At 72.3% G+C, this 16,788-nt stretch carries 14 protein-coding genes; 4 read left to right on the forward strand and 10 right to left on the reverse strand.

Annotated features, from left to right (window positions below; translation table 11 throughout):
* Positions 1-34 precede the first annotated feature (34 nt).
* The 4 genes from LCH29_RS17640 to LCH29_RS17655 form a co-directional block, all read right to left on the reverse strand.
* Positions 35-3,880: a multifunctional oxoglutarate decarboxylase/oxoglutarate dehydrogenase thiamine pyrophosphate-binding subunit/dihydrolipoyllysine-residue succinyltransferase subunit gene (locus tag LCH29_RS17640; RefSeq protein WP_446462672.1), complete on the reverse strand. Its 3,846-nt coding sequence runs from the start codon at positions 3,878-3,880 to the stop codon at positions 35-37.
* Positions 3,881-4,113: 233 nt separating this feature from the next.
* A complete protein-coding gene (locus LCH29_RS17645) occupies positions 4,114-5,331 on the reverse strand; it encodes a sensor histidine kinase (protein ID WP_446462673.1) in 1,218 nt (405 codons plus the stop codon).
* Complete coding sequence (locus LCH29_RS17650) at positions 5,328-6,068, reverse strand: response regulator transcription factor (RefSeq protein ID WP_009715109.1); 741 nt, start codon at positions 6,066-6,068, stop codon at positions 5,328-5,330. Before LCH29_RS17650 ends, LCH29_RS17645 begins: the two co-directional genes overlap by 4 nt.
* A gap of 140 nt (positions 6,069-6,208) precedes the next feature.
* A complete protein-coding gene (locus LCH29_RS17655) occupies positions 6,209-6,943 on the reverse strand; it encodes a spermidine synthase (RefSeq protein WP_446462674.1) in 735 nt (244 codons plus the stop codon).
* 216 nt (positions 6,944-7,159) lie between these two features.
* On the opposite strand from LCH29_RS17655, the gene LCH29_RS17660 reads away from it, so the two are divergent.
* Positions 7,160-7,846, forward strand: coding sequence for a rhomboid-like protein (locus tag LCH29_RS17660; RefSeq protein ID WP_446462675.1), 687 nt, complete (start codon positions 7,160-7,162; stop codon positions 7,844-7,846).
* Here the strand turns inward: LCH29_RS17660 and LCH29_RS17665 are convergent.
* From LCH29_RS17665 to LCH29_RS17685, 5 genes are read right to left on the reverse strand one after another with little or no spacing between them, the layout of a single operon-like run.
* The gene (locus LCH29_RS17665; protein ID WP_446462676.1) at positions 7,798-8,409 is read right to left on the reverse strand and encodes a hypothetical protein; all 612 of its coding nucleotides are present in this window, start codon (positions 8,407-8,409) and stop codon (positions 7,798-7,800) included. The genes LCH29_RS17660 and LCH29_RS17665 overlap by 49 nt on opposite strands.
* Entirely contained in the window at positions 8,406-9,767 is a 1,362-nt protein-coding gene (locus LCH29_RS17670) for a hypothetical protein (RefSeq protein WP_446462677.1), read from the reverse strand. The genes LCH29_RS17665 and LCH29_RS17670 overlap by 4 nt, the downstream gene beginning before the upstream one ends.
* The gene (locus tag LCH29_RS17675) at positions 9,764-10,576 is read right to left on the reverse strand and encodes an ABC transporter ATP-binding protein (protein WP_446462678.1); all 813 of its coding nucleotides are present in this window, start codon (positions 10,574-10,576) and stop codon (positions 9,764-9,766) included. The genes LCH29_RS17670 and LCH29_RS17675 overlap by 4 nt, the downstream gene beginning before the upstream one ends.
* Positions 10,573-11,514: a zf-HC2 domain-containing protein gene (locus tag LCH29_RS17680; protein WP_446462679.1), complete on the reverse strand. Its 942-nt coding sequence runs from the start codon at positions 11,512-11,514 to the stop codon at positions 10,573-10,575. The genes LCH29_RS17675 and LCH29_RS17680 overlap by 4 nt, the downstream gene beginning before the upstream one ends.
* Complete coding sequence (locus tag LCH29_RS17685; RefSeq protein WP_446462680.1) at positions 11,511-12,122, reverse strand: RNA polymerase sigma factor; 612 nt, start codon at positions 12,120-12,122, stop codon at positions 11,511-11,513. Before LCH29_RS17685 ends, LCH29_RS17680 begins: the two co-directional genes overlap by 4 nt.
* Before the next feature lie 144 nt (positions 12,123-12,266).
* Between LCH29_RS17685 and lon the strand changes: the two genes are divergently transcribed.
* The 3 genes from lon to LCH29_RS17700 all read left to right on the forward strand — a co-directional run bounded on the left by lon (position 12,267) and on the right by LCH29_RS17700 (position 16,062).
* Positions 12,267-14,675, forward strand: a complete 2,409-nt coding sequence (gene lon, locus LCH29_RS17690; RefSeq protein WP_446462681.1) for an endopeptidase La — start codon at positions 12,267-12,269, stop codon at positions 14,673-14,675.
* Between the two features lie 134 nt (positions 14,676-14,809).
* A complete protein-coding gene (locus tag LCH29_RS17695; RefSeq protein ID WP_446462682.1) occupies positions 14,810-15,415 on the forward strand; it encodes a Uma2 family endonuclease in 606 nt (201 codons plus the stop codon).
* Positions 15,416-15,510: 95 nt separating this feature from the next.
* Positions 15,511-16,062, forward strand: a complete 552-nt coding sequence (locus LCH29_RS17700) for an NAD(P)H-dependent oxidoreductase (protein ID WP_446462683.1) — start codon at positions 15,511-15,513, stop codon at positions 16,060-16,062.
* 61 nt (positions 16,063-16,123) lie between these two features.
* Here LCH29_RS17700 and LCH29_RS17705 read toward each other — a convergent pair whose 3' ends face one another.
* A complete protein-coding gene (locus LCH29_RS17705) occupies positions 16,124-16,705 on the reverse strand; it encodes a TetR/AcrR family transcriptional regulator (RefSeq protein ID WP_446462684.1) in 582 nt (193 codons plus the stop codon).
* Positions 16,706-16,788 lie beyond the last annotated feature (83 nt).

Below are 16,788 nucleotides of genomic sequence, written 5' to 3' on the forward strand. Positions count from 1 at the left end.
CGGGAGCCGGGCCTTCCGGTGCGTACAGGGACCCTCAGATCTCGAAGGCCTCGTTCACCAGCGCCTGCTGCTCCGTCTGGTGCCGCTTGTTCGACCCCACCGCGGGCGAGGACGAGTGCGGACGCGACACGCGGACCAGCCGCTCGGCCGCCGGGACGTCCTCGCCGACCGCCAGCTCCAGGTGGTCGATCAGGTTGAGCGCCATGAACGGCCAGCCGCCCTGGTTGGCCGGTTCCTCCTGCGCCCAGACGAACTTCTCGACGCCCGAGAACTTGGCGATCTCGGCCTGGACCTCGGCGCCCGGCAGCGGGTAGAGCCGCTCCAGCCGGATGATGGCCGTGTCCTGCGCACCGCGCTTCTGACGCTCCGCGTCCAGGTCGTAGTAGACCTTGCCGGAGCAGAAGATCACCTTGCGGACGCCCGCCGGGTCCACCGTCTCGTCGCCGATGACGGGGCGGAAGGCGCCGGAGGTGAACTCCTCGGTCTTCGACGCCGCGGCCTTCAGGCGCAGCATCGACTTCGGGGTGAAGACGACCAGCGGCCTGTGGTGCGGGTTGTGGACCTGCCAGCGCAGCAGGTGGAAGTAGTTCGACGGCAGCGTCGGCATGGCGACCGTCATGTTGTTCTGCGCGCACAGCTGGAGGAAGCGCTCGATCCGGGCCGACGAGTGGTCCGGCCCCTGGCCCTCGTAGCCGTGCGGCAGCAGCAGCGTGACGCCGGACGTCTGGCCCCACTTCTGCTCGGCGGACGAGATGAACTCGTCGACGATGGTCTGCGCGCCGTTGACGAAGTCACCGAACTGCGCCTCCCACAGGACCAGCGACTCCGGGCGGGCCAGCGAGTAGCCGTACTCGAAGCCCATCGCCGCGTACTCGCTGAGCAGCGAGTCGTAGACGTTGTAGCGGGCCTGGTCCTCGGAGAGGTAGAGCAGCGGGGTGTAGTCGTCGCCGGTCTCGCGGTCGACGAGCACCGCGTGGCGCTGGCCGAAGGTGCCGCGGCGGGAGTCCTGTCCGGCGAGCCGGACCGGGGTGCCCTCCATGAGCAGCGAGCCGATGGCGAGGGTCTCGCCCATGCCCCAGTCGATCGTGTCGTCCTCGATCATCGCCGCGCGCCGCTGGAGCTGCGGGAGCAGCCGCGGGTGGACGGTGATCCGGTCGGGGGTGTTGACCTGGGACTCGGCGATCCGCTTGACGACCTCCTGGGAGACCGCCGTCTGCACCGCGACCGGGAACTCCGGCCGCGGTTCGGGGACCTCGGGCTGGGCCGGGGTCGAGACCGCGTCGCGGACCTCGGTGAAGACCTTCTCCAGCTGGCCCTGGAAGTCCTGGAGCGCCTGCTCGGCCTCTTCCAGGGTGATGTCGCCGCGCCCGATCAGCGACTCGGTGTAGAGCTTGCGCACCGAGCGCTTCTTGTCGATCAGGTCGTACATCAGCGGCTGGGTGAAACCGGGGTTGTCGGTCTCGTTGTGGCCGCGGCGGCGGTAGCAGATGAGGTCGATGACCACGTCCTTGTTGAACGCCTGGCGGAACTCGAAGGCCAGCCGGGCGACGCGGACGACGGCCTCGGGGTCGTCGCCGTTGACGTGGAAGATCGGTGCCTCGATCATGCGCGCCACGTCGGTGGCGTACATCGAGGAGCGGGACGCGGCCGGGGCGGCGGTGAAGCCGACCTGGTTGTTGATGACGATGTGCACGGTGCCGCCGGTGCGGTAGCCGCGCAGCTGCGACATGTTCAGCGTCTCGGCGACCACGCCCTGACCGGCGAAGGCGGCGTCGCCGTGGAGGGCGACGGGCAGGACGGTGAAGTCCGTGCCGGCCTTGCCGATGATGTCCTGCTTGGCGCGGGCGACGCCCTCCAGGACCGGGTCCACCGCCTCCAGGTGGGAGGGGTTGGCGGTCAGCGAGACCTGGATCTGCTCGCCGTCGAGGCCGGTGAAGGTGCCCTCGGCGCCCAGGTGGTACTTGACGTCGCCGGAGCCGTGCATCGACTTCGGGTCGAGGTTGCCCTCGAACTCGCGGAAGATCTGCGCGTACGACTTGCCGACGATGTTGGCGAGGACGTTGAGGCGGCCGCGGTGGGCCATGCCGATGACGACCTCGTCCAGGCGCGACTCGGCGGCCGCGTCCAGCACCGCGTCCAGCAGCGGGATGACGGACTCGCCGCCCTCCAGGGAGAACCGCTTCTGGCCGACGTACTTCGTCTGGAGGAAGGTCTCGAACGCCTCGGCCGCGTTGAGCCGCCGCAGGATGCGCAGCTGCTCCTCGCGCTCCGGCTTGTCGTGGCTGCGCTCGACGCGGTCCTGGATCCACTTGCGCTGCTTCGGGTCCTGGATGTGCATGAACTCGATGCCGGTGGTGCGGCAGTACGAGTCGCGCAGCACGCCCAGGATGTCGCGCAGCTTCATCATGGACTTGCCCGCGAAGCCGCCGACCGCGAACTCGCGCTCCAGGTCCCACAAGGTGAGCCCGTGCTCGATGATGTCGAGGTCGGGGTGCTTGCGCTGGCGGTACTCCAGCGGGTCGGTGTCGGCCATGACGTGGCCGCGGACCCGGTAGGCGTGGATCAGGTCGAAGACCCGGGCCGCCTTGGTGACGTCGTCGTCGTGGCTGACGTCGATGTCCTTGAGCCAGCGGACCGGCTCGTAGGGGATGCGCAGCGCCTTGAAGATCTCGTCGTAGAAGTCGTTCTCGCCGAGCAGCAGCTGGTTCATGATCCGCAGGAACTCGCCGGAGGCGGCGCCCTGGATCACCCGGTGGTCATAGGTGCTGGTCAGCGTCATGACCTTGGAGACGCCCAGCTTGTTCAGGGTGTCCTGGGAGGTGCCCTGGAACTCGGCGGGGTACTCCATCGCGCCGACGCCCACGATCAGGCCCTGGCCGGGCATCAGCCGCGGCACGGAGTGCACGGTGCCGATGCCGCCGGGGTTGGTGAGGGAGGCGGTGACGCCGGTGAAGTCCTCCATCGTCAGCTTGTTCGCGCGGGCGCGGCGGACGATGTCCTCGTAGGCCTGCCAGAACTCGAAGAAGTTCAGCGTCTCGGCCTTCTTGATCGCCGCGACGACGAGCTGGCGGTCGCCGTTGGGCTTGACCAGGTCGATGGCGAGGCCGAGGTTGATGTGCTCCGGCTTGACCAGGGTCGGCTTGCCGTCCTTCTCGGTGAACGAGTAGTTCATCGAGGGCATCGCCTTCAGCGCCTGCACCATGGCGTAGCCGATGAGGTGCGTGAAGGACACCTTGCCGCCGCGGGCGCGCTTGAGGTGGTTGTTGATCACGATGCGCTGGTCGAACAGCAGCTTGACCGGAACCGCGCGGACCGAGGTGGCCGTCGGCAGCTCCAGCGACGCGTTCATGTTCTTCGCGACGGCGGCGGACGGGCCGCGCAGCGTGACCAGCTCGGGACCGGCGGCCGGCTCGGCCTTCGCGGGCTTCGCGGAGACCGTGGGCTCGGCGGGGGTCGGCTTGGCCGGCGCGGGCCTGGCCGGGGCCGGAGCCTTCGCCGCGGGGGCCGCGGCGGGCTTCGCGGGCGCCGGAGCAGCGGCGGCGGGCCGGGCAGCCGCGGGCTGGGCGTCCGCGGGCTTCGCGGCCGGGGCCGCGTCCGCGGGCTTGGCCGGGGCCGGGGCCTTCGCGGCGGGAGCCGGGGCAGCGCCTCCGGTCACTCCCTGTGGTGGCGCGGCCACCGCGGAACCGGTGTCCTGGCCCGGCTTGTAGTCGGCGAAGAAGTCCCACCAGGCTCGGTCGACCGAGTTCGGGTCCTGGAGGTACTGCTGGTAGATCTCGTCGACGAGCCACTCATTGGGGCCGAAGGCAGCGGCAGGGCTACTTCCCTGCCCGTCCTGCTCGTCGGTCGAGACGCTCGAGGTGTTGGGGGACTGTGGCGACACGGCGGTAACCGCCCTCTTCCGCTTCACAAGGTGGTGGACAGCGGGAATAAAGGCTACGCCTCTTGACCCCTTACGTGCAGGCCGCACTGGTCATCGTCGTCTAAGTCACACTCATCGGCGGGTTTCAGCGCATGGCGTGGCGGGAAACACACGTGGTTCCGCTGTAACCGTCCAGCATGTGGACACGCAAAAGCGCAGCCACACCGCTCAGATGTGCGCTTCCAACACCGACTTTACGTCAATTTTGATCTCTGGACGTCCCCCGGAAGGGTGACTTTGATCCGGCAGCCCCGAGGGGATTCAGCCACTCCGATGCGTCCGCCGTGCAGATCAACCGCCCAGCGCGCGATGGCCAGCCCCAGACCGGTCCCCCCGTCGCTGCCCTGACCGGGCCGCGGACGGGCGCCGGGCGCCGGACCTGCCGGGCCCGCCGGGTTCGGCGAGAGGCTGCCCCGGTTGAAGCGTTCGAACACCCGGTGGCGCTCCGCCTCCGGGATGCCCGGGCCCTCGTCCTGCACCTCCAGCTCCAGGCTCCCCGGCTCCTCACCGCACCGCGCCCGCACGCTGACCCGGCCGTGCGCCGGGCTGTGCTTCATCGCGTTGTCGATCAGGTTGGCCATGACCTGGTGCAGCCGCTCGGCGTCCGCGTACGCGGTCAGCTCCGGCGGCGAGACGTCGAGGTCGAGGTGGACGTCCTTACGGGTGTGCTTGCCCGAGCCCGCGTCGGCGCCCTTGGCCATGCTGGCCTCCTTGAGGATCCCGGCCAGATACGGCCAGACCTCGAAGGTGCGCGCGTGCAGCGGCACCACGCCGTTGTCCAGCCGCGACAGGTCCAGCAGCTGTTCGACCAGCCGCCCCAGCCGCTCGGTCTGGCGCAGCGCGACCCGCATCGTCTCCGGGTCCGCCTCCGAGACCCCGTCCACGACGTTCTCCAGCACCGCGCGCAGCGCCGCGATCGGCGTGCGCAGCTCGTGCGAGACGTTGGCGACCAGCTCCTTGCGGTGGGTGTCCACCGCCTCCAGGTCGGCCGCCATCCGATTGAACGAACTGGCCAGGTCGCCGAACTCGTCCCGGCGCTGGGCCGCCCGCACCCGCTGGGTGTAGTCGCCGTGCGCCATCGCCTTGGTCACCAAGGTCATCTCGTCCAGCGGGGCGGTCAGCCCGTGCGCCACGAACTGGGTGATCAGCAGCGAGGCGATGATCGAGAAGACCGTGATCACGCGCAGTTCGGTGTCCGAGTGCATGGCCGCGAACACCAGCAGGGTCGTGATGATGACCGACCCGATGACCAGCGCGCCCAGCGCCGCCTTGACCGAGCGGTACGGGTCGAACGGCCGCAGCGCCTTCCACACCCGGCTCCAGGTGGTGCGGATCCGCTCGCTCCGGGGCAGGCTCCGGACCCGCCGCAGATGCCGGTCCAGAGCCCACGGTGTCCCGGGAGGCTTCCTCATGCCGCGGGCGTCTCCAGGGCGTAGCCGACGCCGTGCACCGTACGGATCCGTTCCGCGCCGATCTTGCGGCGCAGCGCCTTGATGTGGCTGTCCACGGTCCGGGTGCCGGAGGCGTCCGCCCAGTCCCACACCTCGGCCAGCAGCTGCTCCCGCGAGAGCACCGCGCGCGGGCTGTTCGCCAGACAGACCAGCAGGTCGAACTCGGTCGGCGTCAGATGGACGTCCGAGCCGCGCACCCGCACCCGGCGCTGGGCGTGGTCGATCTCCAGCTCGCCCAGCCGCAGGATCCCGCTGCGCGGGGTGTTCGCGGCCAGCGCCGCCCGTTCGACCCGGCGCAGCAGTACGTGCACCCGGGCCGCCACCTCGCGCATCGAGAACGGCTTGGTCATGTAGTCGTCGGCGCCGACCCCGAGCCCGACCAGCATGTCGGTCTCGTCGTCCCGGGCGGTCAGCATCAGGACCGGCACCGGCCGCCGCGCCTGCACGCGGCGGCAGACCTCCAGGCCGTCGAAGCCCGGCAGCATCACGTCGAGGACGAGCAGATCCGGCTGCCACGCCTCGGCCGTGTCCACGGCCGCCGGACCGTCCGCGGCCGTCTGTACCTGAAATCCTTCGGCCCGCAAACGGGCCGCGATGGCGTCCACTATGGTCGGGTCATCCTCGACGACGAGGATCCGGCGTTGTGCGCCCGGGGTGGTCGTGGCGCCCCCGTTGTGGCCGTTGTGCATTTGCTCCATACGCCCGCCCCTGCGTCGTTCCCATGAATCCGCGGCCGCCTACCGTCACGCGTGTGCCGAAACCCACGTCTTCCGCGTCTGGTCATGAACCGGCCACTTTTCGTAGGCAAGCAAGCGTAAGGGCAGCCTACGCGGCTCGGCTACGCGCCTCGAATCCCGAGATGCACCACGTCGGGCACACCCCGGGCAACGGTGATCTCTTCCGTACGCACCCCCGTGAACCCGGCATTCCGGAGAGCCCGCTCGAACGCGGGCGACGGCTGGGCCGACCAGACGGCCAGCACTCCGCCGGGGGCGAGGCGGGCCGCGCAGGCGGCGAGCCCGGCGGGGGAGTACAGCCCGCCGTTGTCCTCGGTGACGGTCCAGTCGGGTCCGTTGTCGATGTCCAGACACAGTGCGTCGTAGGGCTCCGCGCCCTCTCCGGCGTCGCTCAGATGGGCGACCAGATCGGCGTGGACGATCTCCGCGCGCGGATCGGCGAGCGCCTCGCCGGACACCGCCGCCAGCGGCCCGTCCCGATGCCAGTCGATCACCGCCGCCTCCCGCTCGACCACCGCGATCCGCCCCCAACGCGGCTCGGACACCGCCTCGACCAGCGAAAACCCCACGCCCAGGCCACCGATCAGCAGCGCGGGGGAGGGGCGGTCGTCCGGTAGCGCGCCGAGCGCGGCACGGATCAGCAGGCGCTCGGAGCGGCCGTCGGAGGTGTCCATGAGGAAGCACCCGTTGGCGATGATCTCGAAGACGGCACCGTCCCCGCGGCCGCCGTTCCCGCCGCCCTCTCCTCGCCGCCGCAGAACCACCTCGCCGTACGGACCCTCCCGGCGGTCGACGGTGACCGGCCGGTCGTCGGCGATGTCGTACGGCGGCTGCATGGGGCGGGTCCTCCCGGGCTTCCTCGGCTTCTTCGCGTGGGCTGACGGTCTCATCCTCGCGCCGCGGCGACCCGCCGGTCCAACCGATAGATGAGTCGGCAGATGTGGCGGCCTTCACATCGCGGGACCGGTGAGATGACTCACGGGCCGGTGGTTGTTGAGCGTTCAGCGCGGATATGCGCCGCGTGCGCGCGCGGCGAGGGAAGGGGGCCCGTGGTGACGGCATCGGTGGAACGGCCCGGCGTGCCCCGCGTCCCCGGGTGGACCGCGCTCCTTAAGGTGCCCACCGGGATGCCCTTCTCCCTCTCCTACTCCCTGATCCTCCTCGGCACCGGCCTCTACGCCCACCTCGGCGACCCCCGCACCGTCCACGACCTGCTCACCGTCTCCAGCACCGATGTCTCCAACCTGTCCCAGCGGCCGCTGCTGACCCTGCTGGCCAGCGCACTGTGGGTGGTCGGCGGCATCACCTCGCCGTATCTCGTCCTCTTCCTCCTCGTGCTCGGCGCGCTGGAGCGCCGCGTCGGCGGACTGCGCACGGCCGGGGTGTTCCTGCTCGGTCACGTCCTCGCCACGCTGCTCACCGAGATCCCGGTCGCCGCGTCCGTCGCCGTCGGCCACCTCCCCGACAGCTCGCTGCGCCGCCTCGACTACGGCGTCAGCTACGGCCTGATCGCCTGCGCCGGAGCCCTCGCCGGACTGCTCCCGCCCCGGCCACGCTGGGCGCTGACCGGCGGGATCGGCGCGGCGCTGATCGCCGGAAGCCTGATGCACTTCGACCCCCTCACCGACTGGGGCCACGCCCTCGCCCTCCTGATCGGCGTCGCCTGCTGGCGCCACATCCGCCGGGTGGCTCAACGGCGCGGCGCCGGACCCTCCGCGCGGGCGCCCCGCACCACGTAGACGGCCGTGCCGACGGCGAACACCACGCCCGCCGTCCACCACGCCGCCCGCTCGGGGCCCGGCTGCACCGACCAGGCCCAGACAGCGCGCCAGCCACCCGGATCGCGTCCCGCCGTCAGGTAGATCGCACTGGTGTGCGCCAGTACCGGCAGCCAACTCAGTCGCGCGCCGATCAGAGCAGCGGCGAGGGCCGTCACCCCCGTCGCGGCCATGGTGTTGCGGACCATCGCCGGTACCCCGAACTGCTCCGGGTGGCCCCGCACCCCCGCGGCGAGCAGTGCCGCCGCCAGCGCCGTGAGCAGCAGCAGCTGACAGAGGCGACGGGGCCACCAGGGGCGCACGGCGGTGCGGTCCAGCTCCTCGGAGTGGGTGTACAGGCTCGCCCCGATCGCGGCCGAGGCGAGCAGCGGCGCGAGGACGACGACCGGCAGCCGCGCCTGCGCGCCGAACTCGGGTTGGGACTTCAGCCAGTCGGCGCACCAAGCACTCACCGCGGCGGCCGCGGCCAGGGCGGCGGCGGTCAGCGGCAGGGCCCGCGACCGTGCGTACGACAGCACGCTCATGGGGCCGTCACCCGTTCGAGGCGGCAGGAGCGTGCGGCGGCCAGGTAGTCGCCGAGCCATCGGGTGCGCTCCTGTTCGGGCATGGTCCGCAGCCTGGTGAGGGTGCGGGTGTAGAGCGGTGGGGGCGGCCCGAAGACCGGGTCGTCCCACCCCGGCATCGGCGCCAGCCAGTCGACGACGGCCGAACCAATGTCGTCGGACCGGGAGCGGGCCTCGGGGTCCGGGCAGGAGGTGGGAGCCGCCGCGTCCGCGGCAGCGTTGTGCGCGAACAGCTCCGGCTCGGTGATCCGGTTGCGGTGGAAGAAGGTGTCCCAACCGGACACCCGCGCGTCGGTCTTGCGGGCCGCCCAGGTCTCGTTCTCGACGACGCGAACGGGCGCGTTCGGTACGCCCCGCAGCTTCGCCGACAGGCCCGCCAGCGCCGCCGACGCGCCGGGCAGCATCCGGGCGTGTACCCGCGACGCGCACACCTGGGGCGTTCCGTCGTCGCACACGAGCGCGGCAGCGGCTGGGTCGGGCCGCCACGGGCCCTCGGTACCCAGCTGCATCAGCAGCGCCGCGGCGGTGGCGGCAGCGGCGAGCGGTACGAGCGCGACGACACGGCGGCGGGCGGCGTACGCCAGCAGGGCCGCCCCCGCCAGCCCGGCCGTCCACATCATGGAGACCGGGGCGCACCACCACAGCGGGCGGTCCGTGAAGAAAAATTCGTCGAGCACGGGGGACAGCCAGGTGACAGCGGATTCGGAGTACCCGGGCAGACCCAGGGCGAGATACGTGCTCACGGCCACCAGAGGCGGAGCGAGCCGCCACGGGACGATGCGGCCCGCGAGGAAGCCGAGCACTCCGAGGGCACCGAGCGCCGTCGCGTCCGCCGCGATCAGGGACACCCACGGGCTGCCGTAGCTTGCGTACCGCCAGGTCGCGACCAGGCAGATGGCCGCAGTGAGCAGATACCCGGCGACCGGCCACAGGACGGTCGGCGCGGCGGCGAGCAGGGCCCGGCGCAGGGGCGTACGAGGCATGGTGGCGAGCAGGTCCGCGGTCCCCCGCCGCCGCTCCCGCCCGCCCTGCCAGCACGCGGCGGCGGCCGTCAGCGGGCCGCCGAGCAGTAACCCGGCCGTTCGCAGGTGGTCGGTGGTGGAGATCCAGGCGATGAGCCAGCGGTCCGCTTTGTCGGCCATGGCGAGCAACAGCGTGACCAGCACGGTCGCGCCCACTACGGGCCCGAACCAGCGGGTGAGTTCGACCCGCAGCGGACCACGGAAGGGGCGCGGCCGCCGCGCCGGGCCGTCCGCCTCGGCCTGTGGGTCCGCCGACCCCCGTACGGCGGACGCCTCCTGCCGCTCCCGGCCGGTCATCGGGCCACCGCCGACCCGGGCCCGGCCGCCGTGTCGCGCCCGTCCCCTGCCCCGGCGCGGTGGCGCCGCAGGACCGTGGCGTAGCCGCGTTCGATGGGGTTGTCGCCGATGTCCTCCGCTTCCGCCGCATCGCCCAGCTCCGCCAGCGAGGCGGGGGTGCCCCGGTAGGCCACCCGGCCGGACTCCATCAGCGTCACCTCGGTACACGCCGCGGCGACGTCCTCCACCAGGTGGGTGGAGACGATGACCGTGGAGGTGGTGCCCAGCTCCCGCAACAGGGCCCGGAAGTCCACCCGCTGCTCGGGGTCGAGCCCGGCCGTGGGCTCGTCGAGCAGCAGCACGTCCGGTGCGTTGACGATGGCCTGGGCGATGCCGACGCGCCGCACCATGCCGCCGGACAGGCGCCGCACCTTGGTGTCGATGCGGTCGGCGAGCCCGACCCGGGCGACGGCCCGCTCCACCGCGGACGCGGCGTCCGCGGTGGACATCTCCTTCAGCCAGGCCACGTATCCGACGAACTCGCGCACCGTGAAGCCCGGGTAGAACCCGAACTCCTGCGGCAGATAGCCGAGCCGGCGCCGTACGGCGGTGCGGCCCGCGTGTCCGGCCACGTCGTGGCCGAGCAACTGCACCCGCCCCGCGGTGGGCGCGGCGACGGTCGCCAGCACGCGGATCAGGGAGGTCTTGCCCGCGCCGTTGGGGCCGAGCAGGCCGTGCACCCCGGTGGCGAAGTCGAGGTCGACGGCGTCGAGGGCGGTGGTCCGGCGGTGCCGGACCGTCAGCCCGCCGACGGACACGGTGGTCGTCATATGCGCTCCAGACGGTCGAAGGAGGTGCGGCGCAGCACCAGCAGTCCCGCGCATCCGGCCGCGGCGGCGACCCAGCAGCCCTGCGCGGCGGGGCCGGACAGGACGGATGCGAGGGACCCGGCCAGGGCGTCGGTGGGCAGGAGATGAGGCGCACCGCCGGGCGCCGCGGCCGCCGGTGCGCCGACGGCCAGCAGCCAGCCGGTGGAGACCGCGCCGGTGGCGGCGCGGCAGCCGACGTACGAGCCGAGGGCGAGCGCGGCGAGCGTGAGCGCGAGCCCCGGCAGCAGCCAGGCCGCGGGCCCGGGCCCCCCGGCGGTGGCGGGCAGCAGCAGTCCGGCGAGGGTGAGCAGCGGTACGGACACCGCCAGCACCGCGGCCGTACGGGTCAGCAGTAGCCGCAGCCCGCCGGACGGCGTGGAGGCGACGATTTCGTGCATCGGGTCGGCGTGCCGCCCGTACGACACGGCGACGCCGAGCGTCGGCAGGACGGGGGCGAGCAGCAGCAGGAGCGGCCGTACCCCGTCGAACCCGGTGGCCCGCGCGGCACACACCGCCCCGACGGCGATGACCAGCAACGAGACCAGCCACGGTCCCCGCAACGCGGGCCCCGCGGCCCAGACGAGCCGCCCACGGGGGACCCACCGGCGCACCCCGCCAGCCGGGCCGGTGTGCCGGGCGCCGGGCTCCGGTGCGCCGCCGCCGTGCCCGGGGCTGTCGCCGACCCTTGCGGCCTCCTGCGCCGCGGTGGCCAGCAGGGCGGCCCGTACCGCCGCCAGGGCGGGGGCCGCCGTGCCCTCGCGGGCCGCGGCGGAGACGCGGGCGGCGCAGGGCGTGCACGCCTCCAGGTGCTTGTCGACCGACCAGGCGTCCAGCTCCGGCAGCGAGCCGTCGGCGTACGACGCCGCCTGGGCCGGGGTCACATGCCAGGCAGGGGTCATGGGGTGCCTCCCAGCGGGTGCGGCGCGGGCAGCGGGGACAGCTGGGCGAGTACGGAGCGCAGTTCGCGGCGGGCGCGGCGGGCTCGCGACTTGACGGTGCCCTCGGGGATGCCGAGGAGCTGTGCCGCCTCGCGCGTGGTGAGTCCGTCCACCACCGTGGCGCGCAGGACGGCGCGCAGCTCGGGGGAGAGCCGGTCCAGGGCGGTGCCGACGGTGCCGTACTCCAGCGCGTCGAGCACCCGGTCCTCCGCCGACGGCGTGGTCGCACGCGCCGCGTCGGGGTCGTGGCGGGCGTGGGCGGACTGCGCCTCGGCGGTGCGGACGGCGGTGCGCCGGGCGTCGACGAGGCGGCGGGCCGCGATGGTCCACAACCAGCCGCCCGCCTCGCCGCCGCGGTGCGAGGCGGCGGACCGCCAGACGGTGACGAAGGTGTCCTGGAGGACTTCCTGGACGGTCTCGGGGTCGGCGCAGCGCCGGGTGAGCCGGGCGTGCAGCCAGCCGCCGTGCCGGTCGTACAGCGTGGCGAGCGCGTCGGCGTCGCCCCGCGCGACGGCGCGCAGCAGCTCCGCGTCGCTCGGATGGGCCCCCAGGGGGCGTAACGGTCTCACGCTTCCTCTATCGCTCGGGAGCCCCGCGGCGGTTCACGGCATCCAGGACAAGCGATCGCTCACAGCGAACACGGACTCGGGAACACCTGGGGCCGCCCAGGCATTGAGTCTGCATAGCTCAACTTGCCTGCCGAAGGGGAGATCATGGCTTCGCTGTCCACACCGCTCACCCTGCCCGTCCTGCCGCTCGATGACGAGGTCGTGCTGCCCGGCATGGTGGTACCGCTGGACCTTTCCGATACCGATGTACGCGCCGCGGTGGAGGCCGCGCAGGCCGCCGCCCGGTCCGATGGCGGGAAACCACGGGTGCTGCTGGTGCCGCGTATCGACGGGACGTACGCGGGCATCGGCACGCTCGGCACCGTCGAGCAGGTGGGCCGGCTGTCCGACGGGGATCCCGGGGCGCTCATCCGCGGGGTGCGGCGGGTGCGGGTCGGGGCCGGGACGACCGGGCCCGGGGCCGCGCTGTGGATCGAGGGCACCGCGGTCGAGGAGATCGTGCCCGATCCGCTGCCCGGTGCCGTCACCGAACTGATGAAGGAGTACAAGGCGCTGGCCACCAGCTGGCTGCGCAAGCGCGGCGCCTGGCAGGTCGTGGACCGGGTGCAGCAGATCGACGACGTCTCGCAGCTCGCCGACAACTCCGGATACTCGCCGTTCCTCAGCGTCGCCCAGCGCGTGGAGCTGCTGGAGACCGCCGACCCGGTGGCGCGGCTCAAGCTGGCCGTGACCTGGCTGAGCGACCACATGGCCGAGCAGGACGTGGCCGAGTCGATCGCCAAGGACGTCCAGGAGGGCGTCGACAAGCAGCAGCGCGAGTTCCTGCTGCGGCGGCAGCTGGAGGCCGTGCGCAAGGAGCTGGCCGAGCTGAACGGCGATCCCGAGGACGAGTCCGACGACTACCGGGCCCGGGTCGAGGCCGCCGAGCTGCCCGAGAAGGTGCGCGAGGCGGCGCTGAAGGAGGTCGACAAGCTGGAGCGGGCCAGCGACCAGAGCCCCGAGGGCAGCTGGATCCGCACCTGGCTGGACACCGTCCTGGAGCTGCCGTGGAACGAGCGCACCGAGGACGCGTACGACATCCCGGGCGCCCAGGCGGTGCTCGACGCCGACCACGCGGGCCTGGCGGACGTGAAGGAGCGGATCACCGAGTACCTGGCGGTGCGCAAGCGCCGCGCCGACCGCGGCCTCGGAGTCGTCGGCGGGCGGCGCGGCGGGGCCGTGCTGGCGCTCGTCGGCCCGCCCGGCGTCGGGAAGACCAGCCTCGGCGAGAGCGTGGCCCGCGCGATGGGGCGGAAGTTCGTCCGGGTCGCGCTCGGCGGCGTCCGCGACGAGGCGGAGATCCGCGGCCACCGGCGTACGTACGTGGGCGCGCTGCCCGGCCGGGTCGTACGGGCCATCAAGGAGGCGGGCTCGATGAACCCGGTGGTCCTCCTGGACGAGATCGACAAGGTCGGCTCCGACTTCCGCGGCGACCCGGCCGCGGCCCTGCTGGAGGTCCTGGACCCGGCGCAGAACCACACCTTCCGCGACCACTACCTGGAGGTCGAACTCGACCTCTCCGACGTGGTCTTCCTGGCCACGGCCAACGTCCTGGAGGCCATCCCGGAGGCGCTGCTGGACCGCATGGAGCTGGTGCGGCTCGACGGGTACACCGAGGACGAGAAGGTCACCATCGCCCGCGACCACCTGCTGCCCCGGCAGCTGGAGCGCGCCGGTCTGGAGCCGGGTGAGGTCGACGTGGCGGACGAGGCGCTGCGCAAGCTCGCCGGGGAGTACACCCGCGAGGCGGGCGTACGGACCCTGGAGCGCTCGATCGCGCGGCTGCTGCGCAAGGTGGCGGCCCAGCACGAGCTGGGGAAGCGCGACCTGCCCTTCACGGTGGGGGTGGAGGAGCTGCGTCCGCTGATCGGGCGGCCGCACCACACCCCGGAGTCCGCGCAGGACCCGGCCGAGCGCCGCACCTCCGTGCCGGGCGTGGCGACCGGGCTCGCGGTGACGGGCGCGGGCGGCGACGTGCTGTACGTGGAGGCGTCGCTCGCGGACCCCGAGACGGGCGGCGCAGGGCTGGCCCTGACCGGCCAGCTGGGCGACGTCATGAAGGAGTCCGCCCAGATCGCCCTGTCCTTCCTGCGCTCCCACGGCGCGGAGCTGGAGCTGCCGGTCGCCGACCTGAAGGAACGCGGCATCCACCTCCACGTACCGGCGGGCGCGGTGCCCAAGGACGGCCCGAGCGCGGGCATCACCATGACCACCGCCCTGGCCTCGCTGCTCTCGGGCCGTCAGGTGCGGCCGGACGTGGCGATGACGGGCGAGGTCTCGCTGACCGGGCGGGTGCTGCCGATCGGCGGCGTCAAGCAGAAGCTGCTGGCGGCGCACCGGGCCGGGGTGACCACCGTGATCATCCCCAAGCGGAACGAGCCGGACCTGGACGACGTGCCCGCCGAGGTCCTGGAGAAGCTCGACGTCCACCCGGTCTCGGACGTCCGCCAGGTCCTGGAGCTGGCCCTCCAGCCCGCCTCGGCGAGCGCCCCGGAGGTCCCGGTGGCGGCGTGACGGACGCTGCCGGTGGCCGTGGCCCGGAATCCCGTGTCGAACGGGGTTCCGGGCCACGCGTGACCTGTGTGCTGTGCGTATCGTTGGACCAACCGGCCGCATTCGTTCGGTATGCGGCGGGGAGGAGCGGCACGGTGACCGTCATGGAGATTGACCAGATCGACACTGACAGGATCGAGATGGCCGACAGCAGCGACGAGCGGACCTTGGACATGATGTTCGAGTGGCTCGAGCAGATGCCCGTCCCCGAGGGAATCAAGGTTGAGATTGTCGAGGGACACATCTTCATGTCGCCGCAGCGGCCCACCCACTGGGACATCATCGCCAATATCTACGATCAGCTGCGGACGGAATACCCGCGCAAGCGGATCATGTCGGATGTCCGTATCGATTACCCCGGCCATCTGAACGGCTTCGCGACCGATGTGACTCTGATCGCGGAGGGTGCGGCCACGGACTCCAAGGGGCTGTATCGCTGTCAGGACGTCGAGTTCGTCGCCGAGGTGATCTCGAAAAGTACGGCCGCGAACGACTACGGCCCCAAGAAGGCGGCTTACGCGGCGGCTGAGATCCCCGTCTGTCTGATCGCGGACCCCTACACCGGCAGGTGTCACGTCTTCACCGAGCCCAAGGACGGCGACTACCTGACCCGGTTGACGGTGCCCTTCGGCAGGGAACTCGATCTGACCGACACCGTCGTCGGGCTGACGCTGAAGACCGACGAATTCCCCCGGGGCTGACCCTCATTTGGTAGGCAGACAGGTCTGTCTGGTAGCGTCGTGCGATGCACCAGACAGACCTGTCTGTTCGCATGTCGCCATCGCGGAGGAAACCCGTGCGCACCCTTGTCGTCCTCGCCCACCCCGACCTCGCCGCCTCGCGCGTCAACGCCGCCCTCGCCGATGCTGCCCGGCCGGTGGACGGCGTCACGCTGCACGACCTGTACGCCGTCTATCCGGACCTGCGGATAGACGTCGAGCGGGAGCAGCGGCTGCTGCTGGAGCACGACCGGATCGTGCTCCAGTTCCCCTTCTACTGGTACTCGGCGCCGCCGCTGCTGAAGAAGTGGCTGGACGAGGTGTTCCTGTACGGCTTCGCGTACGGCTCGAACGGCACCTCCCTGCGCGGCAAGACGCTGGTCGTCGCCACCTCGGCGGGCGCCGCGGAGGAGATGTACCGGCCCGAGGGGTTCAAGCGCTTCACGGTCGCCGAGCTGCTCAAGCCCTTCGACGCGACCGCGAACATCACCGGAATGCGCTACGAGGAGCCGTTCGTCGTCCACGGCACGCATCGGCTGGACGACGCGGCGCTCGCCGCACACCAGGAGCGCTACCGCGCGCTGCTGGCGGCCGGGGCGCCGAGCGAGAAGGACCTCGCAGTCGCGTGACGTTCAGGGAAAGGGCCCGGTCGCATGTAGTGCGACCGGGCCCTTGTCCGTGCTTGTGGACCTACACCCGCGCCGGGCACGCCTCCGCGACCAGCGCCCGCGCCGCCTCCCGCGCCGCCTCCGCGAACTCCGGCCTGGGCTCCAGCGCCGCCGCGGCCATCGCGCCGTCGACGAGGAGGGAGATCCGGAGGGCGAGCCGCGCGGGGTCGGCGGCCCCGGCCGCCCGGGCCAGCCCGGTCAGCCAGTCCCGTACGGCCTGCTTGTGCTCGGCCGTCGCGGCGTGCGTGTCGGTGCCCGGCTCCGACTCGCTCCCGGTCCTGACGAACGCGCAGCCCCGGAAGCCGTCCCGCACGGTCGCCGCGACCAGCGCGTCGAAGAGGCCGGTCAGCTGGTCGCGCGGATCGGGCCCGGCCGCCGCGGCGGCCTCGGTCAGCGCCCCGCGCCAATGGGTGTCCGTCGCGCGCAGATAGGCCTGGACGAGTTCGTCCTTGCCGCGGAAGTGGGAGTACAGCGTCGCCTTGGCCACGCCCGACTCGGCGATGATCCGGTCCACTCCGACGCCCCGCACGCCGTGGGCGTCGAACAGCTCGGTCGCGGTGGACAGGATCCGGTCGCGGGCGGAGGGCCGCCGGGTGCTGCTCATGGTCATGCTCCTCGGGTGGGGCAAGGGGCGGGCCGGAAGGTACGGCCGGTGCCCTCCAGCGTACAGACAGACCTGTCCGTGCA

It is taken from the genome of Streptomyces sp. BRA346 (assembly GCF_052851135.1).